The sequence below is a fragment of the Mesorhizobium sp. NZP2298 genome (assembly GCF_013170825.1).
GTDB lineage: Bacteria > Pseudomonadota > Alphaproteobacteria > Rhizobiales > Rhizobiaceae > Mesorhizobium.
This window is the reverse complement of sequence record NZ_CP033365.1, coordinates 4,001,163-4,021,534: the sequence shown is the minus strand read 5'-3', so window position 1 is coordinate 4,021,534 and position 20,372 is coordinate 4,001,163. Positions and strand designations below refer to the sequence as shown.

Genomic DNA, 20,372 nt, shown 5'->3' with positions numbered 1-20,372 from the left:
AACAGGACTTAAAACGATGAGCGCAGCACTTACCCCCTTCTCGGCCCGCCATATCGGTCCCGATGTCAGCGACGTCAGAGCCATGCTTGCGGTTATCGGCGTCCCCTCGGTCGAGACACTGATCAGCCAGGCCGTGCCGCAATCGATTCGCCTCGACCTGCCGCTGGCCTTGCCGGCGCCGGCGAGCGAAGCCGAAGCACTGGCCGAATTGTCGGCGACAATGGCAGGGAATACCGTGCTGAAGAGCTTCATCGGCGCCGGCTATCACGGCGTCCACGTGCCGCCGGTCATCCAGCGCAATTTGTTCGAGAATCCGGCCTGGTATACGGCCTATACCCCCTATCAGGCCGAGATCAGCCAGGGCCGTCTGGAAATGCTGTTCAACTTCCAGACGCTGGTCACCGAACTGACCGGCCTGCCGGTGGCGTCGGCCTCGCTGCTCGATGAGGCAACCGCCGTCGCCGAGGCGGTCGGCATAGCGTTGCGCCACCACCGCGACAAACGCACCAAGGTGGCACTTGCCGGCACGCCGCATCCGCAGACGCTGGATGTGGTACGCACCCGCGCCGAACCGCTCGGCATCGAGATCGACGGCGAGACGATCGACGACAACACGGCCGCCTTGCTCGTCTCCTGGCCCGACACCTTTGGCGTCTATGGCGACCACAAGGCCGCGATCGACAAGGCCCGCGCCACCGGTGCCATTGTCGTCTTCATCGCCGATCCGCTCGGCCTGACGCTGACCGATGCGCCGGCAAAACTCGGCGCCGACATTGCGGTCGGGCCGATGCAGCGCTTTGGCGTGCCGATGGGCTTTGGCGGCCCGCACGCCGCCTATTGCGCCGTCTCCGACAGGCTGACGCGGCTGATGCCCGGCCGCCTTGTCGGCCAGTCGACCGACAGCAAGGGCCGGCCCGGCTACCGCCTCGCCCTGCAGACGCGCGAGCAGCATATCCGTCGCGACAAGGCGACCTCCAACATCTGCACCGCGCAGGCGCTCCTCGCCAACATGGCGACGGCCTATGCCATCTGGCACGGTCCCGTCGGCCTGCAGGCGATTGCCGGACGCATCCACGCGCTGGCCAACCGTCTGGCAGGCGGTCTCAAGTCGGCAGGCGTGCCCGTGCTCGGCGCCAGCCGTTTCGACACGGTGACGGTGGAGGTAAAGGGCAAGGCCGCAGAGATCGCCGAAGCCGCCGAAAAAGCCGGCCGGCTACTGCGGGTCATCGACGCCGACCATGTCGGCATCAGCTTCGACGAGACCTCGACCGATGCCGATCTCGAGGCGATCGCGGCCATTTTCGGTGCCAAGCCCGGGCCTTCGGCCGGCAGCACTGTGCCCGGTAAGCCGCGTGGAAAAGAGTTTCTCACCCAGCCGGTCTTTCACGAGAACAAGTCGGAAACCGACATGATGCGCTTGCTGCGTCGGCTGGCCGACAAGGACCTGGCGCTCGACCGCTCCATGATCCCGCTGGGATCCTGCACCATGAAGCTCAACGCGGCGGCCGAAATGATGCCGGTGAGCTGGCCAAGCATCGCTAACCTGCATCCCTTCGCGCCGGCCAGCCATTCGGCCGGCTATCGCGCCATGATCGGCGAGCTGGAAGGCTGGCTGTCCGAGATCACCGGCTTCGATGCGGTCAGCCTGCAGCCCAATGCCGGCAGTCAGGGCGAATATGCCGGCCTGCTCGCCATCCGCGCCTATCATCGCTCGCGCGGTGAAGGCCATCGCACCATCTGCCTGATCCCCTCTTCCGCGCATGGCACCAACCCGGCAAGTGCGGCGATGGCCGGCATGAGCGTCGTTGTCGTGCGTTGCCTGGAGGACGGCAATATCGACATGGACGATATGCGGGCCAAGGCTAACGAGCATTCCAGGAATCTCGCGGCGCTGATGTTCACCTACCCCTCGACGCACGGCGTCTACGAAGAAGGCGCCCGCCACCTCAGCGCCCTCATTCACGAGCACGGCGGCCAGGTCTATTTCGACGGCGCCAACCTCAACGCGCTGGTCGCCCTTGCCCGCCCGGCCGATATCGGCGCCGATGTCTGCCATATGAACCTGCACAAGACCTTCTGCATCCCGCATGGCGGCGGTGGCCCCGGCATCGGGCCGATCGGCGTCAAGGCGCATCTGAAGCCCTATCTGCCGGGCCATGTCACCGAAGGCTCGGCGCATGCCGTGTCGGCGGCACCCTTCGGCAGCGCTTCCATCCTGCCGATCACCTGGATGTATATCCGCATGATGGGCGCCGCCGGCCTGAAGCAGGCAACGGAGACCGCCATCATCTCGGCCAACTACGTGGCGACACGACTCGCGCCGCACTTCCCCCTGCTCTACAAGGGCCGGCACGATCGTATCGCGCATGAATGCATCCTCGACACGCGTGTGCTCAAGGAGAGCGCCGGCATCAGCGTCGATGACATCGCCAAACGCCTGATCGACTACGGCTTCCACGCACCGACCATGTCGTTTCCGGTTGCCGGCACGCTGATGGTCGAACCGACGGAGTCCGAGCCCAAGCGCGAGCTCGACCGCTTCTGCGAGGCGATGATCGCCATCGCCGGCGAGGCAGCCAAGGTGGCGAAAGGCGAATGGCCGCTGACCGACAACCCGCTGGTCAACGCCCCGCACACCGCGGCAGAGGCACTGGCCGGCCAGTGGAACCATCCTTATTCGCGGATGGAAGCGGCCTACCCCGCCGGCGACGCCGACACAGCGGCAAAGTACTGGCCGCCAGTATCGCGCATCGACAATGTCGCCGGCGACCGCAACCTGGTCTGCTCCTGCCCGCCGCTGTCGGATTACCTGGGAGCAGCCGAATAGCAGTCTCTCGGCCTAAGCTGAGCGCAAGGCCGGCTCGATCGGTTCGGCCTTGTCCATCCTCTTGCGGCTGATGACGCAATTTCGGCCGGCGCGCTTGGCCGCGTAGAGCGCGGCGTCCGCCTCGGCCAGCACTTCGTCGAGGCTGCTGCCGTCGGCGCCGCCAAAGCCGATGCCACCGCTGACCGTGCTGCGCAACGGACCGAGCGGGGTGGCGACGATTTCGGTGCCGAAGGCCACGCCAATCTTGCTGGCGAGATCATAGGCCCGCTCTTCCGTCATCCGCGACATGACGACGGCAAACTCCTCGCCGCCCAGGCGAAAGGCGTCGACGCCGTTCCTGGCATATCTCCGAATGACGGCAGCGAAGCGGCACAGGACCTGATCCCCTATGGGGTGACCGTATATGTCGTTCGTCCTCTTGAAGTGATCGAGGTCGAACATGACGATCGCTACGAAGGGACCGAAGGACCGCTCGCCGTGGAGCGACGTCAATCCACGACGGTTCATCAGCCCAGTCAATGGATCGGTCATCGTCTCGGCCTTCAGCTCGATCTGTGCCTGCAGATGGTGCAGCGAGAGCGTCAAGGCGCCGAGGCCGGTCATGCAGGCCACCGCCACGACGGAATTCAGACGTTCGGCCCAATTGTCCGGCGCAACCCCGAGCGTCCATTGCGCCTTGGCCAGCAGAACCATGCCGCAAAGGGCAAACGACACCGCACAGGTGCCGCTCAGGAACGAGACCACCAGCAGGATGCGGCGATCATGACTGCCATTGACCCAGAACATCGCCCCGATCGTCGACAGCAGCACGGTCACCGTCGCGTAAGTGACGATGAAGCCGACACCGTCAAGGCCGAGGAAGGTCAAGGCCGCGCAGATTGCCATGGCGCCAAGTGTCGGCACGACCGCACGCCTGTGGTTCGCCACGCCAAGATACTGCATGGCCGAAATGCAGAGGATCAGGAAGCCCAGGCTGAGCAGCGCCAGCGCGATCTGGCAAAGCAGCGGATCCGGCTCCTTGGTGTATCGCCAGAACAGGATCACATGCGCGACGAGCACGAGAATGCCGCACGCCACCGTCGGCACGAAACGAGCCCGCGGCGCGGTGAACCAGATTGCAAACATGGTGACGGCCAGACAGGTGCCCGACAGCGCGGCCGCGAGCAGGAGCGAACTGAAATCCAGCATATCGGGCGGGGGCCTCTCGAGCGTCGGCGGTTACGCCGCATTCTAGGTCAGCTGCAGCCCTCGATCATGGTTTTCAGCCGATCTTTCGACCGAAGCTACGGTTAGGGTTTACAAAGCGTCGATACCACCTGTCCCGAAACCGTACCCTTGGCCGGCGCGAGGACGGCCATCAGCCCTTGTTGAGCAGAGCGAGATTGGCGTTGACGACCGTGGGGTCGGCCATGCCGGCCTTTGCCTCCAGCAGCAGCGCCCTGGCCTTCTTCTTGTTGCCGCGCAGCAGTTGCGAATAGCCCATATTGTTGACGATCTGCGGCTTGCGGCCGGCGACCTTCAGGAGCTGTCCGTAGGCGCGGTCGGCAAAGTCGAAGCGACCGAGTTCGTCATAGGAGGCGGCGAGCCCCATCCAGGCCTCCGCGTTGTCGGCCTTCAGCTCGACGGCCTTGCTGAAATGCTGTTCGGCGAGGCCGTAATTCGCATCGCGAAACTGCGCCTTGCCTTGCGCCAGATCGGACGTATCGACATCCCTGGCAGCCGGCTGGATCGCGGTGGTCTTGGTCGTGTCGACGTTGTTGTTCGTCGTGCACCCGGTGATCATCAAGGCGGCCGCCATCGTGGCCACCGCCGCAAATTTCGTCTGACGCATGCCCTGCCCCGTCGCCCGATTTGTCGGGTCGTTCTTCAGGGAAAGACACTACAGCACAGCGATTAAGCTTCGGTGCCGAAATGCCCCTAAGATTTGGTTTCCGCAATACCGGCCATTAACCACGGGGCCGCAACGCCTCGAACGGGTGCGAACCGCGTTGTTATGGCGGGTCCATTGCCTTGAGCGCCGCCGGAACCGGATAGCGGCTGCCGTCATAGCGCAGCCGGTGCGTCCGGCTCACCGACTTGCCGGGATGCGACTGGCACTCGCCATCCTTGTCGGGGAACGGCTCGTCGGTATCCTGCCGCTCGACCGCGATGATGTCGTGGTAGCCGCGATGGATCTTCGGGCTCATCGCCAGGCTGACCTGGCTCGAATGAAAGGATCCCGCGCAATTGGTGTCGCCTTCGCCGCCATTGCCGGCCACGACGAGCCCGTCGAGCACCAAGCGCAGCGCATTGTTGGCGATGGCATAGAGCCGCAGGTCGGTTTCGCCAAAGGGATTGGGCTGCGAATGGTTGGCCATGTCGATGCGCAGGCCGAAGGCGGTGACACCGGGCGCCAGCCCATAGCGGCCGGTGTCGAATTCGATGCCGCGGATGGCGATGGCATCGTCGTTCATCAGCCTGGGCTGGAGCAGGCGCTGGCGTACCTGCAGGGTCCTCCTGTCGACGACCAGAAGCTCGATATCGCCAACATGCTGGCCGTCGGAGGATTGGACGCTGTCGATCAGCGGCACCGCGACCAGAAGCAGATCGTCATGGGCAGGCCAGACCTTGCAGACCAGGCCCGGCATACCATCCTGCGGGTCCGCGAGGGGGATGCTGGTATGCGGCTCGAGCGTGAACGAACGGCCGTCGGCGCTTTTCTGGACCTTGGGATAAGCCTGCCGCAACAGCGCGGCGGCATCGCCGCAATCGTCGGCCGCGGCCTGCGCCGGCCACAGGCTGGCGGCGGCGAGAGCGAGGGAGACGGCACACAACAATATTCGCATGGGATTCTCACGTCGCAGGGCCGCGTTCGGACCGGATGATGGTTGTCGGCCCCGGATCCAGAGCATCAATATTGGCTAGTGGCTACCCGTCATTTTGACGATGATGGGGATGACCGCGATCATCAGCACCACCGGCAGGATGCACACCGTCACCGGTATCGACATCTTGGCCGGCAGAGCGTGCGCTTTTTCCTCGGCCAGCGACATGCGCTTGTGGCGCATTTCGTCGGAGAAGACGCGCAGTGCGCCCGACAGGCTGGTGCCGAGCTCCTTCGACTGCTGCAGCAGCGTGGCGAAGGAACGGACCTCGTCGAGGCTGAGGCGGTCGGCGAGTGCCTTCAGCGCATCGTCGAGGCTGCGCCCGGCCCTCAGTTCCAGCGACACCAGCTGCAGGTTCTGGCTGAGCGCGGGATAGGTCTTGGCCAGTTCCTTCGAGACGCGCTCGATGCCGGCCTCCATGCTCATGCCGGCATCCGAGCAGACGATCATCAGGTCCATGAAGTCGGGAAAGCCGTTGCGGTATTCGCGCATCTTCTCCCGCACCTTCTGGGTCAGCACCAGGCCAGGCAGGAAATAGCCGGCCACGCCCGACAGGATGACGAACGCCCAACGGCTGGCCATCGTCGCGTCGGCATTGGCCAGCCATTGGTTCAGGACAAACGCGCCGATCGCGGCGCCGACCAGCACCGAGAAGCGTATGATGAAGAACGTGCCGACGGCGCGCGGCTCCGTATAGCCGGCCTGGATCAGCTTCATACGCAACCGGGCGACATTTTCGGGATCGCTCTTGGCGTAGAATTCCTGCGCCCGCCTCACCGCCTTCTCGCGCACGACGTCGGCATTCTTCTTCTGCAGCGGCTCGGGTTTCGCGGCCGCGGGACCATGGTCGACCTTGAGCCGGCGCTTCACTTCGTTGCGATCGCCCTTCGCCGCCACCATCGGCCAGGCGACCGCGCCTGTGCCCAGGGCCAGCAACAGGACGGCCACCGGCATCAACGAAGTCGGAGCAAGCGAGGCGAGGAACTCGATGAAGCCCTGCATGTCAGAACCTGAAATTCGACATCTTGAACATCATCAGATTGCCCAGCATCAGCCAGGTCACCGAGCCGCCGATCAGGTACCAGGTTTTCGGCTCGTCCCAGACATCGCGGTAGAAGCCCGGCATCAGCGCCATGATGGCGGCAAACAAAAGCGCCGGTATCGCCGTCAGGATATAGGCCGACATGCGGCCCTCGGTCGAGATGGCGCGCACCTTGCGACGCAGCTTGCCGCGTTCGCGGATCGTCAGCGCCAGGCCGTCGAGAATCTCGCGCAGATTGCCGCCCGAACTGGACTGGATCGAGACGGCGGTGATGAACAGCGGCAGATCCTCATGGCCGACCCTGTCGAACAGCGAATTCAACGCCGAGACCAGATCGGAACCATAGGTCACCTCATCGGCGATGACGCCGAATTCGGTACCGATCGGATCGGGCATTTCGCGCGACACCATGGCGATGGCCACCGGCACGGGATGACCGGCCTTGAGGCCGCGCGTGATCAACTCCAGCGCCTCGGGCAGCTGCATGCCGAAGCGCTTGAGCCGGCGCTTGCGCTTGAAGCGCATCACCACCACCGGCAACAGCGGCAGCAGCACGACGAACAGGACAAGCCCCATCAAAAGCGGCAAGCCATACCAGATCGCGACCAGGGCCATGGCCAGCGCCACACCCGAGGTGATCATCAGGAATCTCGACAGCGGCATGATCATGCCCGACTGCGTGCGCAGGGCACGGAACCGGTCCGGCGAGAACAGCGAGGTGCCCGCATCAAGGCCGCGTTCCTTGCGCAGCTGGATCAGCACCTGCTCCTGGCTGATCTTGTTTTCCTGCAGCTTCATGCGCCGGTTGATGGCGGTGCGCTTGTCGCTGCGGCCGGCATAGAGGAGATAACAGGCCTCGGCGATCATGATGCCGGTGAGTGCTGCCCCGGCATAGACGACATAGATCGCGCTCAGCCCGTCGAACACCTGGTTACTCCTGCGGCCGGCCGGGTTCGAAATAGCGTCCGGGAAATTCGATGCCCATGGCGCGCAGATCCTCGAGGAAGCGCGGCCGGATGCCGGTCGCCTCGAAATAGCCGAGAATCCCGCCATCGGCATCCATGCCGGTGCGCACGAAGCGGAAAATCTCCTGCATCTGGATGACGTCGCCTTCCATGCCGGTCACCTCGGCGACGCTTGTCACCTTGCGCTTGCCGTCGGAAAGCCGGGTCAGCTGGACGATGATATCGATGGCGCTGGCGATCTGGCTGCGGATCGACTGCACCGTCATCGGCATGCCGGTCATGCCAAGCATCTGTTCGAGGCGCGAAATGGCATCGCGCGGCGTGTTGGCGTGGATGGTCGCCATCGACCCCTCATGGCCGGTGTTCATCGCCTGCAGCATGTCGAAGGCTTCCTCGCCGCGGCACTCGCCGAGGATGACCCGGTCTGGGCGCATGCGCAGCGCGTTCTTGACGAGATCGCGCTGCTTCAGTTCGCCATGGCCCTCGATATTGGCGGGGCGCGTCTCCATGCGCGCGACATGCGGCTGCTGCAGCTGAAGTTCGGCCGCGTCCTCGATGGTGATCAACCGCTCGTCCTCGGGGATGAAGGCCGACAGCGCGTTCAGCATCGTCGTCTTGCCGGTACCGGTGCCGCCGGAAATGATCGTCGTCTTGCGGGCGTGAACCGCCGCCGCCAGCACCTCAGCCATGTTCTGCGTGATGGCGCCGAATTCGACCAGCTTGTGAAGGCCGAGCTTGTTCTTGGAGAATTTGCGGATCGACACCAGCGGCCCGTCGACTCCAACCGGGCGGATGGCCGCGTTGAAGCGCGAGCCGTCGAGCATGCGCGCGTCGACCATCGGCTGCGATTCATCGACACGGCGGCCGACCGCAGCGACGATCTTGTTAATGATTCTAAGCAGATGCGCCTCATCCTTGAACGGGATATGGACCTGCTGCAGCTTGCCCTTCTTTTCGATGAAGCAGTTCTGGTGGCCGTTGATCAGGATGTCGTTGATGTCCGGATCCTTGAGCAGAGGCTCGAGCGGACCGAGGCCGACCATCTCGTCGACGATATCGTCGACCAGCGCCTCGAGTTCGACGGTGTTGATCGCCATCCGCTCCTGGCGGGTTTTTTCAGAAACGAAATCATGCACCTGCCGGCGCATCTCCTCCTTGGGCAAACGCTCCAGCGCCACGAGGTTGATCTCCTCGAGCAGCATGCGGTGAATGCGAACGCGCGCATCGAGCACCTTGTTGGCGTTCTTTGCCGGTGCGACGTCCGGCTTTGCCGGCAAGGCCTTTCGGCTGGTCGGGATGACGACCGCATGATGCGCGACCGGGGCTGCTTCTGCCGGACGCTGCGGACGCGCGTCACGGTTCTGCAGGGTTGAAAAACGGCTGCTCATCCTGCCTTCCTCTTCAAGAAGCCCTTGCCGAGACCAAACAGCGACTTCGACTTGGCTCCAGTCGCGGCTGCCTCCTCCGGAAGAATGATCCTCTTCAGGTCGTTGACGACATTGGCATTGGGGTCGATTTCGTGCAGCGGCACGCCGCGGTCGACCGCCTCGCGCACCAGCCGGTAGTTGTTGGCGATGCCGCCGACGAAATGCTCGCCAAGGATCTCCTGGACATCGGCCTGCTTGATGCCGTTGTCGAACATCTTCTGCTCGAAACGGTTGACGATGACGTTCGGCTTCACTTCCTTGCCGGCGGTCTCATAGACGGCCTGGATCAGCCTTTGCGTGTGGCGCAGGCACGGCACCGTCATCTCGGCGACGATATAGAGCTTGTTGGAGCCGAGCAGCACGGTCTCCGTCCAGGGAAACCAGGTGCGTGGCATGTCGATGACGACATTGTCGAAATAGGCCGAGACGAGGTCCAGCATGCGTACCACGACATCGGTCTTGAACGAGCGCATCTCCGCCGGGTGGGTCGGCGCGGCCAGCACGCACAGCCCGCTGGCGTGCTTGGACAGCATCACGTCGAGCAATTGCCGGTCGAGGCGTTCGGGCTGATTCTCGATCTCGGTAATGTCGAAACGTGGCTCGAGGTCGAGATATTCGGCACAGGCGCCCTGCTGGAAATTGAGATCGACCACGCAGGTCGAGGCGCCACGCGTCACCGAATGATGCAGCTGGAAGGCGGTCTGCAGCGCCAGCGTCGTTGTACCGACGCCGCCGGCGGCAGGCATGAAGGTGTAGATCTGCGACTCGGTGTTTTCCTCCCGCCCCGGCCCCTGCAACGCCCGCACGACCGAGCGCACCAGGTCGGCCGTCGTGATTGGCTTGACCAGGAAATCGGCGACCTTGAGCTGCACCAGGATACGCACAGCGGCTGCGTTGAACTCCTGGGTGACGACGACAACCGGTGTCTTGCCCTCCTGCCGGCGCATGATGCGCTGCAGCGACTCGACCTCCTCTAGCCTCGCCGCGTCCATATCGACGATGATGGCGCCGAAATCGGCCTCCTGGATCTCGCCACGCAACTCGGTGACACTCTTCTCCACCGCCGAGAGCTGGATGATTTCCGATGCGGCGAATGCGGTCCGCGTGTCCTGCACGAAGGTCCTGTCCGTCGATACCAGCAGGATTTTCCGGGTCTTGATGCCGTTTGCCATTTTATCAGCCTGTGGGCTCGATCGCCCTTTGGGGTCAGTTGCCCGTGGTCGTCTGCGATGCCTTCGAAGCGGTGGCCTGATCGGGTGTGACGGGTCCGGCATCGCCACGCTTGGCAGGCACGAGAAGCCTGGTGTTCTGGACACCGTACTTCCACGGATCGACCATCTGCATGACGGTATTGGCGGCCTGGGCGTTACCGGCGCCGGTCGTCAGCCCTTCACTGCGCACATAGTCGTCGCTGGTGCAGCCGGCGGCGAAGCCGGCCAAAAGCAAGGCAATGCTCGATCTCAGGATCAGACGCATGGCACTTCAGTCCTTCGGCAGGTCGAGGAAATGCCCGACCGTGGTGGCGGGGGTGGCTCGTGCGGCACTGCCATCAGCCAGCGCCAGCGCGCGACCGGTGTCCGATGCCTTCACTTCCTCGGTATTGTTGAGGAAATAGTCGACGTTGCTGGCCGGCTGCGTGCCGTCGGTCGGTTCGGCCATCTTCTTCGATGGATCGACCGGCTTGACCAGATAGGGCGTGACGATGATGACCAGATCGGTTTCGCGGCGCTGATAGGACTTCGACGAGAACAGCGGTCCAAGCACGGGCATCTTGCCGAGGCCGGGAATGCGCGATGTGGTGATGTCGTTTTGCGACTGCAGCAGCCCCGCGATCATGAAGCTCTGGCCATTCTTCAGGTCGACCGAGGTCTTGGCACGGCGGACGATGAAACCGGGCACGGAGATGGTGCCGATGTTATAGGAGGCCGACGCATCAATCGAGGACACTTCCGGCGCGATGTCGAGGCTGACCAGCCCGTCCTTGAGCACTGTCGGCGTGAAATCGAGGCTGACGCCGTACTTCTTGTAGCTGACGGAAATCTTGCCGTTGTCCTCGGAAACCGGGATCGGAAATTCGCCGCCGGCGAGGAAGCTCGCCGTCTCGCCGGAACGGGCAATCAGGTTCGGCTCGGCCAGCCGGCGGGCGAGGCCGCGCTCTTCCAGCGCCTTGATGGCGACATCGATCGACACGCCGTTCGACAACAGCCGGCCGATGATCTCGCCGGTGCCGGCCGCCGGCACGGTTCCCGGATCGATGGTGACGTCGCGCCCACCGATACCGTAGGCGAAATTGGCGCTGTATTTGGCGCCGAGATCCTGGCTTGCCTGGCGATTGATCTCGACAAAACGGACGTTGAGCTGGACCTGCTGCGAGGACGAGATGTTGACGGAGTTGATCACCTCTTCATTGCCGGAAAAGCGGCTGGCGATCTTGCTTGCCTTATCCGCGGCGACAGCGTCATCCGCCTCACCCGACAGCACGACACGGCCATTGGCCGAACCGACCTTGATCTTGGCGTCCGGCACGCTGGCGCGGATGGTGCTGGCCAGTTGATCCGTGTCGAGCGTCACCTCGATGTCGACGGTGCCGACAAGCTGCTTGTTCTCGTCGAACAAAGCGATGCCGGTGGTGCCGAGATTGTTGCCCAGCACATAAAAGGATTTGTCGGTCAGCGGATTGACGTTGGCGATCTCCGGATCGCCGATGACAATCTGGTAGAAAGCAGCGCTCGTCACGATCGTCTTGGGCTTCCCCTTGGCGACCTTGATCGACGCATTCCTGGTCGCCGAGACATGGACGACGTCATTGTCCGCCCTGGCCGCGCTGGGCAAGGCAAGCATCCCGCCCGCGGCCAGGGCCACCGCCATCGCCATCGCCAGGGTGCGCGCGAAACGCAACCGGCCCGCCATTCGATATAGGGTACGCATCAACATTGCCCCGTCCCGCCCGGTCCCCACCGGCCTTTACTTCTGATCCCGCGCAGGAACCTGATATTCCTCGGCCTTCGTGCCGCGCGTCACGATGACCGTCTTGAATTTCGGCTTCTCTGGCTCCTTGGTCATCGCATCGAACAAGGAGCCGGCCGCGGCCTGAGCCTTGGCCGCCACCGATCCGCCGAAGGAAGAGATGGTGGTGACGCCATTCTTGCCGTCGCCGCCTTCGCTGGCTGAGCGCAGCGACAGCGACAGCGTGCCGACGGTGCGGGCAAGCGCCACTTTCTGCGCGCCCTCGGTCGTCACCTCGATGGTCACGGAGTTGGCCACCTGCGGCGTGGTCTGGCGCTCGTCGGCGCCCTGCCCGACGCTCAGCACCTTGGCGTCCGCAACCACGATCTCGGAAGTGATGGTCGAACCGGCCGCCCCTTGCGCATTCTTGGCGACTTCCTGGATTTCGCCGGCATCGCGCGTCAGCACGACATCGACGCGGTCGCCAGGCGTGACGAAGCCGCCAACACCGGCGATCTCGTCGGTGCGGATGGTGACCGCGCGCATTCCGGGCGTCAGCATGTTGGAGAGCGTCGCGCGACCGTTTGGCCCCGACAGCTTGGTCAGCAGCACCGGTTCGTTGACCTCGATCGGCGACAGCACGACGCGGCTGCCTTCGCCAAGCAACCCATCGATGGTGGGAAAGGCGCCCTGCGGCAGGGAATCCTGCGGCCACGGGATTTCGATCAGCTTTGCACGGTCGAGTTCCATGCCGTAGCGCAACGGTGCGTTTGCCACCACGATGGTCTTGAACTCGATCCTCGGCGGAGCTGGGGCAGCGATCGACGCCGTCTTCTCCTCGGCGTCGGCCTTGGCCTGGCTTTTGACCCAGAAATCCGCGGCAAAGATCGAAATCGCGCCGAAAACGGCGGCGATGCCGATCATCGTTATGGCCTTGCCCCTCACGCCGAAACCCCTGATGCCCGTCGTTTTCTTGTTTGTTGGGCTCACGCTAGGCCGCTTTGTTAAAGAAACAGGAATCCCGGCCAGCGGCATCGGACCTATTTCCGCCCGCTTGGTTATCGAATGGTTTTAAGGTAAGAGGGGTCAAATCCCCGAACGTAACAGGAACCTCCGTCGCTTGGCGCTGAAAAGCGTGGCAGTATCGGCGAGTGATTCGCAGCACCGGACCCTATGGCAGGCATGGACGACAATAACGATCTCTTCGGCAATATGGACAAGCAGCCGCAGCCGGTTCGCACACCGGCGCGGCCGGCGGATCCCCTTGTGCAGGCGGCGGCCAAGCGCCCCGCAGCGACCAAGGACGGCAGCGAGGGCTACAGCGCCGCCGATATCGAGGTGCTCGAGGGCTTGGAGCCGGTGCGTCGCCGGCCAGGCATGTATATTGGCGGCACCGACGACAAGGCGATGCACCATCTGTTCGCCGAGGTCATCGACAATTCGATGGACGAGGCGGTTGCCGGCCATGCCACCTTCATCGATGTCGAGCTTTCGGCCGACGGGTTTCTGACCGTTACCGACAATGGCCGCGGCATCCCGGTCGATCCACATCCGAAATTCAAGAAGCCGGCGCTCGAAGTCATCATGACGACGCTGCATTCGGGCGGCAAATTCGACTCCAAGGTCTATGAAACCTCCGGCGGTCTGCATGGTGTCGGCGTTTCCGTGGTCAACGCGCTGTCGGATCATCTCGAGGTCGAGGTCGCGCGTGGCCGCCAGCTCTACCGCCAGCGCTTTTCGCGTGGCATTCCGGTAAGCGGCCTGGAGCAGCTTGGCGAGATCCACAACCGGCGCGGAACGAAAATCCGCTTCCATCCCGACGAGCAGATCTTCGGCAAGGGCGCGGCCTTCGAACCGGCGCGGCTCTACCGCATGACGCGCTCGAAAGCCTATCTGTTTGGCGGCGTGGAAATCCGCTGGACCTGCGACCCCTCACTGATCAAGGAAAAGGACCAGACGCCGGCCAAGGCGGAGTTCCATTTCCCTGGCGGCCTGAAGGACTATCTCAAGGCATCGCTCGGCGACGACTTTCAGGTCACCCGCGAAATCTTCGCAGGAAAAAGCGAAAAGCAAGGCGGCCATGGCTCGCTCGAATGGGCGGTGACGTGGTTCGGCGGCGACGGCTTCATCAATTCCTACTGCAACACCATCCCGACCGGCGAAGGCGGCACCCACGAGGCCGGCTTCCGCAACGTGCTGACCCGGGGCCTGCGCGCCCATGCCGATCTGGTCGGCAACAAGCGCGCCTCGATCGTCACCTCCGAAGACGTCATGATCTCGGCGGCGGGCATGCTGTCGGTGTTCATCCGCGAGCCTGAATTCGTCGGCCAGACCAAGGACAGGTTGGCGACGATCGAAGCGATCCGCATTGTCGAGACCGCGATCCGTGATCCATTCGACCATTGGCTGGCCGACAATCCGCAGGAAGCCTCCAAGCTCTTGGAATGGGTGATCGCGCGCGCCGACGAGCGGGTGCGCCGGCGCCAGGAAAAGGAAGTGTCGCGCAAGAGCGCGGTGCGCAAGCTGCGCCTGCCCGGCAAGCTCGCCGACTGCACGCAGAACGCTGCGGCCGGTGCCGAACTGTTCATCGTGGAAGGTGACTCGGCCGGCGGCTCGGCCAAACAGGCGCGCGACCGTGCCAGCCAGGCAGTACTGCCATTGCGCGGAAAAATCCTCAACGTCGCCAGCGCCGGCAACGACAAGCTCGCCGCCAATCAGCAGATATCGGACCTGATCCAGGCGCTCGGCTGCGGCACACGCTCAAAGTACCGCGACGAGGATTTGCGCTACGACCGCGTCATCATCATGACCGACGCCGACGTCGACGGCGCCCACATCGCCTCGCTGCTGATCACCTTCTTCTACCAGGAAATGCCGGCGCTGGTGCGTGGCGGCCATCTGTATCTGGCGGTGCCACCGCTCTACTCGATCAGGCAAGGCGGCAAGGTTGCCTATGCCCGCGACGACGCGCACAAGGACGAGCTCCTGCGCACCGAATTCACCGGGCGCGGCAAGGTCGAGCTTGGCCGCTTCAAGGGCCTGGGCGAAATGATGGCCTCGCAGCTCAAGGAGACCACCATGGACCCGAGGAAGCGCACGCTGCTCAGGGTCGACGTGATCGACGCCGAAGCCGCGACCAAGGAAGCGGTCGACGCGCTGATGGGCACCAAGCCGGAAGCCCGCTTCCGCTTCATTCAGGAGCGCGCCGAATTCGCGGAGACGGAAGTGCTGGATATCTAAGCGCCACCCGGTCCATAACACCGGCTCCAGTTGCGGAGACGATCATGTGACCCGGGCACGGCTGAAGGCCTATTTCGAGACAAGCTTGGCCGGACTGACACAGCCGACGCACTCGGACTGGATTTTCGCCCTGCGCACCGTTTCGGCTGGGCTTATCGCGCTTCTCGCCGCCTATGCGCTACAGCTCGATCACCCGCAATGGGCGATGATGACGGTATTCATTGTCGCCCAGCCTGTTGCCGGCATGGTGCTGGCGAAGGGTTTTTACCGCCTGCTCGGCACGCTCGCCGGTGGCGTCGCCGCGATCGGCATCACCACGATCTTTGGTACCGGCCCCTGGGTGCTGGTTACGGTGCTGGCCGTCTGGATCGGCATCTGCACCTTCGTCTCCTCGCTGCTGCGCAACCCGGAAGCCTATGGCGCGGCCCTGGCCGGCTACACGGCCATGATCATCGGCCTGCCCGCCTTCGGGCAACCGCACCTTGTCGTCGACCTTGCAGTCGCGCGCTGTGCCGAGATCGTACTCGGTATCGTCTGCGCCGGCCTGACCAGCCGGCTGATTCTGCCGAAACTGGCCAGCGACGCCATCATCTCGCGGCTGAAACGCTGCATTCTCGACCTCGCCATCTATGCCGGCGGTGCGTTCTCCGGCGGCGATCGGGCAACGCTCATCGGACTGCACCGCAAGCTTGTCGCCGACACCCAGACGCTTGGCGAGATGCGCGCCTATGCCAGGCTCGAGGCAGCGAGCTTCGCGCCCCGCGCCCATCCGGTCCGGCTCACCATCGGACAGCTGCTCTCGGCTCTCTCGGCGGCACGTGTGCTGTATTCGCACGCCGCTCCGAAGAACGCCGCGCTCATTCCGGTACGCTCGGAGTTGCAAGTGCTTGTCAGTGAACTGGCGGCCAAACCCGGCGCGTTGGATGATACCGCGCCCTGGGTGGCACGGCTCGACGCGATCTCGGCCAAAGCCAGGCGAATGCCCGATGCCTCGGTCGACCAGGGTGATGACAGGGTCGGCACCATCACCCGCCTCACCATCGCCGCCGATTTCGCCGAGGCGCTGAAACAGGTGCTGCGCGGTCTGGATGCCCTGCGCTCGCCAGCCACGCGCCGCCAAGGTCGCGCCAGGCGGCAACCCGCCCTCGTGGTGCATCGCGACTATCCTGGAGCGGCACGTAACGCCGTCCGCGCGGCCCTTGCCACATTGCTGGTCGCCGCATTCTGGCTGACGACGAAATGGTCGGAAGCGGCAGGCACCGTCATCCTGGTTGCCGTCGTATCGAGCCTGTTTGCCGCTCGCCCCGACCCCGTGCAGGTATCCTGGGGCTTCTTCAAGGGCACCCTGCTCGCTTTGCCCTTTGCCTTTCTCGTCGGCCAGATCGCGCTTCCCGCCCTGCCTGGTTTTGGCTGGTTCACGCTTTTTGTCGTTCCCATATTGGTGCCGGCGGCGCTCGCCATGGCCAATCCGCGCTATGTCGGCGTGGCGACTGCCTTCGCCATCAATTTTCTCGCCTTCCTCAGTCCGCATCAGGCGATGACCTATGCTCCTGGCCCCTTCCTTGCCGGCTCGGCATCGATCCTGGTCGGTATTCTGTTGGCGATCGGGGTCTTCGTCGTCGTGCTCCCCGCCGATCCGTGGCTCGCGGCCAGCCGCATCGTGCGGGCCATGCGCGAGGATCTGGCTCGACTTTGCCTGCACGAGCGCGTGCCGAGGCGATCGGCCTTCGAGAGCCTCGCCTATGACCGGATCAACCAGTTGATGCCGCTGGTGCAGAATTCCGGCAGGAAGGGCGAAGCGGTTCTGGGTGGTGGCGTTGCCGCAGTCACGGTCGGTCTGGAGATCCTGCGGTTGCGCAGCGCAAGCCAGAACCACGCCATCCCGTCCGAAACCGCACTTTCGGTCGCCAACTTCCTGAGGGGGCTGGCGCGCGAACTGCTTTTCCGCGCGCCCGGTGACCCGCGGACAGCGACTGTCGCCGTTGCCCGGCAATATGCGGCGGGCATAGCCCAGCGGAACGCCAACGGGGACGCGCTGCAGATCGCGGCATCACTGCGCATTATCGCTGCGGCGATGGAGGATTTCCCGGATTTCTTCGCCAGGGATAAAGGCTAGGCGGCGGCGATCGCCAGCGCATGGCCGCGTGCATTCTCGCGCAGAGCATCAAGATGGATCGACTTGACCAAAGCGGCGAGATCGCCTTCCGCGGATTGCCCGCCCAGTTCCTTGAGCATCAGCCAGCTGACTTCCTGCACGCCGGCGACGCGCTTGCCATTGGCGACTTCCCGCCAGATTTTCAGCGCGCGCAGGATGATCGCATGCGTGGCGGCGGCAAGGCCGGCGCTGCGAAACAGGGCCTGCAAGGCGACATCGTGCCCGCCCGCCAGCAGCGCCCTCACGCGCTGTTCAGACTGCTGGCCGAGCGCCACCAGCGTCGAGCCGAAGAAATCGACCTTGCCATGCGCGATGGTGCGGATAAGGAAGCTTGCGGTGAGATCGCCGCGCAGCCTGAGATGCTCGATCAGCGCCGCGTGTTCTTCCTGGCGTGTGCCCTCGATCAGCGTCACCGAGGCTTTGACGCAAGCGTCCCGCATGACGCGGTCGGCACGCGCGGCGCCCATCAATGCCATGACCAGTGGCGATGTCTTCAGTGTTTCGCCAAGCTTGACCAACAGCATATGCCGGCAGTCGGCAGGCAGGCGTGCATCCGATATTAGTGCCTCGCGTACCTGAGGCAGGTGCCCGTGGCGTTCCGCCATGCGGCGGAAACTGAGGGAAGCGATGTCGGCGCCACTGTTGGCCAGCAGCACCGCGCAGGCTTCCGCCTCGCCGATCTCGGCGATGGCCGCCGACAGCGCCATCGAGACGAGCGGACGGTCGGCGATCAGCTTCTGCGTTGCCTTCTGACTCGCCGCCACGCGGTTGATCAGATCGGCGTCGGTGAGCAGCGGTGAGCGCGCCAGCACGACACCAGCGACTTCAGGCTGGTCGGAAGCCAGCGCGCTGATGATCTGCAGCGGCGCGTGATGGCTCATGGAGAGCGCTTCGGCCATTGCCAGCCGCACTTTCGATGACGCATCGTCGAGCAGCAGAGTCAGCGCGGCTTCCGCGGCGCAGCGATCCTCGAACGGCAATTCGGAATTGACATAGGCCCGGGCCAGCGCGGCGGCCGCGGCGGCACGCTCGGACACCCTGGCCGTATAGATCCACTTCAGGAAATGCGAAACAACAACCATGCCCGCCTGCTTATGCCCCTTGCCAGAAGATTTCCGGCCCCGGTGAAGACGGTAGGCAGAAATGGTTTACGAACGGTTCACCATGTTCATTAACTGGCTTGCGACTGCTAAATGCAGCGCCTATCAACCGTCAGACAGCGGAGGAAACAGCAAATGGCCGGGCTATATCTCGAGGAATTCGTCGTCGGCCACGTCTTCCAGCACACGCTGCGCAAGACCGTCACCGAGAGCGACAACATGTTGTTTTCGGTGATGACATTGAACCCGCAGCCGCTGCATATCGACTTCGACTTCGCCGCCAAGAGCGAATGGGGCAAGCCGCTGGTCAACTCGCTGTTCACGCTCGGCCTGATGATCGGCATTTCGGTCAATGACATCACGGTCGGCACGACGGTCGCCAATCTCGGCATGAAGGAAACCGTGTTTCCGCATCCGGTCTTCCACGGCGACACCATCCGTGTCGAAACCTCCGTCGTCTCGGTACGCGAGTCCAAGTCTAAGCCCGACCGCGGCATCGTCGAATTCGAGCACCGCGCCTACAATCAGCATGGCGACCTCGTCGCCAAATGCATCAGGCAAGCGATGATGCTGAAGAAGGCCGCCTGATGCGTTCGCTGCTGTTCGTTCCCGGCGATTCAGAGCGCAAGCTGGAAAAGGGGTTCGGCGCCGGCGCCGACGTGGTGATCGTCGATCTCGAGGATTCCGTGGCGCCACAGAACAAGGCGGCGGCGCGCGCGGTCGCCGCACGCTTTATTGTCGAACGCAGGGGACAAACCACCTCGGCCATCTATGTCAGGGTCAACGACCTCTCGACCGGATTGACGGACGACGATCTTGCCGCGCTCGTTGCGGCAAAGCCGGACGGCATCATGCTGCCCAAATCCAATAGCGGCCAGGATGTGCAGCACCTCTCGGCAAAGCTCAGGGTTCGGGAGGCGGAGAACGGCCTGCTCGACGGGTCGGTCAGGATCCTGCCGATCATCACCGAAACCCCGGCGGGAATACTCGCCGCGGCGACCTATGCCGGTGCAAGTGCGCGACTCGCCGGTTTGACCTGGGGCGCGGAAGACCTGTCGGCGGCGATCGGCGCACGCTCCACCCGCGACGAGCAGGGCCGTTACACCGATGTGTTCCGCCACGCCCGCCTGACGACTATCCTGGCGGCCGGAGCCGCCGAGGTCGCCGCGATCGACACCGTGTTCCCGAATTTTCGCGACATGGCGGCATTCGCCGCTGAATGCGCGGAGGCCGAGCGAGACGGCTTCACCGGCAAGATGGCGATCCATCCCGACCAGGTGCCGGTCATCAATGCCGCCTTCACGCCCTCGGCCGAGGCGGTCAAACAATCGGCGGCAATCGTCGCGGCGTTCGAGGCGGCCGGAAATCCCGGCGTCGTCGGAATCGACGGCAAGATGTACGACCGCCCGCATCTGCGGCTGGCTGAAAGGCTGCTTGCACGCGCGAGGGCGGCAGGCATTTCCGCCTGACCGCTACCAGACCATCGGTATCAGGCGGTCGCGGACTTGGGCAGCATAGTCATTATAGCCGCGCAGGCCGATGCGGAGCGTTTTCTCTTCTATGAAAGTACGGATGGCCAGGAGCACGACGAACACGAGCACCAATGCCAGCCCCCACCAGGAGCCAAGCAGGAGTGCCGTGCCGGCGAAGAAGAGGATGGCGCCGGCATACATGGGATGGCGGACGTAGCTGTAAGGCCCGGTTCTGATCACGCGCTGTCCGCGTTCATCCTGGATCTTCACCACGGGCGCGGGAGGTCGCGATCGAAGTCCTGGGGAAACGCGTCAAGCTCTACGAGATCGCTCT

At 64.0% G+C, this 20,372-nt stretch carries 16 protein-coding genes and 1 pseudogene; 5 read left to right on the top strand and 12 right to left on the bottom strand.

Annotated elements, in window-relative coordinates; genetic code table 11:
- Positions 1-16 precede the first annotated feature (16 nt).
- The gene (gcvP, locus tag EB231_RS19440; protein ID WP_172350288.1) at positions 17-2,827 is read left to right on the top strand and encodes an aminomethyl-transferring glycine dehydrogenase; all 2,811 of its coding nucleotides are present in this window, start codon (positions 17-19) and stop codon (positions 2,825-2,827) included.
- A gap of 12 nt (positions 2,828-2,839) precedes the next feature.
- Here the strand turns inward: gcvP and EB231_RS19435 are convergent, their stop codons facing one another.
- The 10 genes from EB231_RS19435 to cpaB form a co-directional block, all read right to left on the bottom strand.
- Positions 2,840-4,015, bottom strand: coding sequence for a GGDEF domain-containing protein (locus EB231_RS19435; RefSeq protein WP_172350287.1), 1,176 nt, complete (start codon positions 4,013-4,015; stop codon positions 2,840-2,842).
- Between the two features lie 169 nt (positions 4,016-4,184).
- Positions 4,185-4,658: a hypothetical protein gene (locus EB231_RS19430; protein ID WP_172350286.1), complete on the bottom strand. Its 474-nt coding sequence runs from the start codon at positions 4,656-4,658 to the stop codon at positions 4,185-4,187.
- Between the two features lie 160 nt (positions 4,659-4,818).
- Entirely contained in the window at positions 4,819-5,652 is an 834-nt protein-coding gene (locus tag EB231_RS19425; RefSeq protein ID WP_172350285.1) for a hypothetical protein, read from the bottom strand.
- A 75-nt stretch (positions 5,653-5,727) separates the two neighbouring features.
- Positions 5,728-6,693 (bottom strand): type II secretion system F family protein, encoded by a 966-nt coding sequence (locus tag EB231_RS19420; protein ID WP_172350284.1) that lies wholly within the window; start codon positions 6,691-6,693, stop codon positions 5,728-5,730.
- 1 nt (position 6,694) lies between these two features.
- Entirely contained in the window at positions 6,695-7,660 is a 966-nt protein-coding gene (locus tag EB231_RS19415; protein WP_172350283.1) for a type II secretion system F family protein, read from the bottom strand.
- Between the two features lie 4 nt (positions 7,661-7,664).
- A complete protein-coding gene (locus EB231_RS19410; protein WP_172350282.1) occupies positions 7,665-9,086 on the bottom strand; it encodes a CpaF family protein in 1,422 nt (473 codons plus the stop codon).
- A complete protein-coding gene (locus EB231_RS19405) occupies positions 9,083-10,297 on the bottom strand; it encodes an AAA family ATPase (protein WP_172350281.1) in 1,215 nt (404 codons plus the stop codon). The genes EB231_RS19410 and EB231_RS19405 overlap by 4 nt, the downstream gene beginning before the upstream one ends.
- Before the next feature lie 34 nt (positions 10,298-10,331).
- The gene (locus EB231_RS19400) at positions 10,332-10,601 is read right to left on the bottom strand and encodes a hypothetical protein (protein WP_172350280.1); all 270 of its coding nucleotides are present in this window, start codon (positions 10,599-10,601) and stop codon (positions 10,332-10,334) included.
- A gap of 6 nt (positions 10,602-10,607) precedes the next feature.
- Positions 10,608-12,059 (bottom strand): type II and III secretion system protein family protein, encoded by a 1,452-nt coding sequence (locus tag EB231_RS19395; RefSeq protein ID WP_172350279.1) that lies wholly within the window; start codon positions 12,057-12,059, stop codon positions 10,608-10,610.
- Positions 12,060-12,089: 30 nt separating this feature from the next.
- Positions 12,090-13,016 carry a Flp pilus assembly protein CpaB gene (cpaB, locus tag EB231_RS19390; protein WP_246740683.1) on the bottom strand — a complete coding sequence of 309 codons (927 nt, stop codon included), beginning with the start codon at positions 13,014-13,016 and terminating at the stop codon, positions 12,090-12,092.
- Between the two features lie 237 nt (positions 13,017-13,253).
- On the opposite strand from cpaB, the gene parE reads away from it, so the two are divergent.
- Positions 13,254-15,311, top strand: coding sequence for a DNA topoisomerase IV subunit B (gene parE, locus EB231_RS19385; protein ID WP_172350278.1), 2,058 nt, complete (start codon positions 13,254-13,256; stop codon positions 15,309-15,311).
- 46 nt (positions 15,312-15,357) lie between these two features.
- Positions 15,358-17,427, top strand: a complete 2,070-nt coding sequence (locus EB231_RS19380) for an FUSC family protein (protein WP_172350277.1) — start codon at positions 15,358-15,360, stop codon at positions 17,425-17,427.
- Here the strand turns inward: EB231_RS19380 and EB231_RS19375 are convergent.
- Positions 17,424-18,548 (bottom strand): DUF2336 domain-containing protein, encoded by a 1,125-nt coding sequence (locus tag EB231_RS19375; RefSeq protein ID WP_172350276.1) that lies wholly within the window; start codon positions 18,546-18,548, stop codon positions 17,424-17,426. The two genes, EB231_RS19380 and EB231_RS19375, sit on opposite strands and share 4 nt — an antisense overlap.
- 153 nt (positions 18,549-18,701) lie before the next feature.
- Here EB231_RS19375 and EB231_RS19370 point away from each other — a divergent pair, with 153 nt between their 5' ends.
- Together EB231_RS19370 and EB231_RS19365 are read left to right on the top strand one after the other, a co-directional pair.
- Positions 18,702-19,154, top strand: coding sequence for a MaoC family dehydratase (locus EB231_RS19370; RefSeq protein ID WP_172350275.1), 453 nt, complete (start codon positions 18,702-18,704; stop codon positions 19,152-19,154).
- Positions 19,154-20,035 carry an HpcH/HpaI aldolase/citrate lyase family protein gene (locus EB231_RS19365; RefSeq protein WP_172350274.1) on the top strand — a complete coding sequence of 294 codons (882 nt, stop codon included), beginning with the start codon at positions 19,154-19,156 and terminating at the stop codon, positions 20,033-20,035. Before EB231_RS19370 ends, EB231_RS19365 begins: the two co-directional genes overlap by 1 nt.
- Before the next feature lie 3 nt (positions 20,036-20,038).
- Here EB231_RS19365 and EB231_RS19360 read toward each other — a convergent pair.
- Positions 20,039-20,317: pseudogene (locus EB231_RS19360) on the bottom strand (methyltransferase family protein); the annotation flags it as partial.
- Positions 20,318-20,372: the final 55 nt, after the last annotated feature.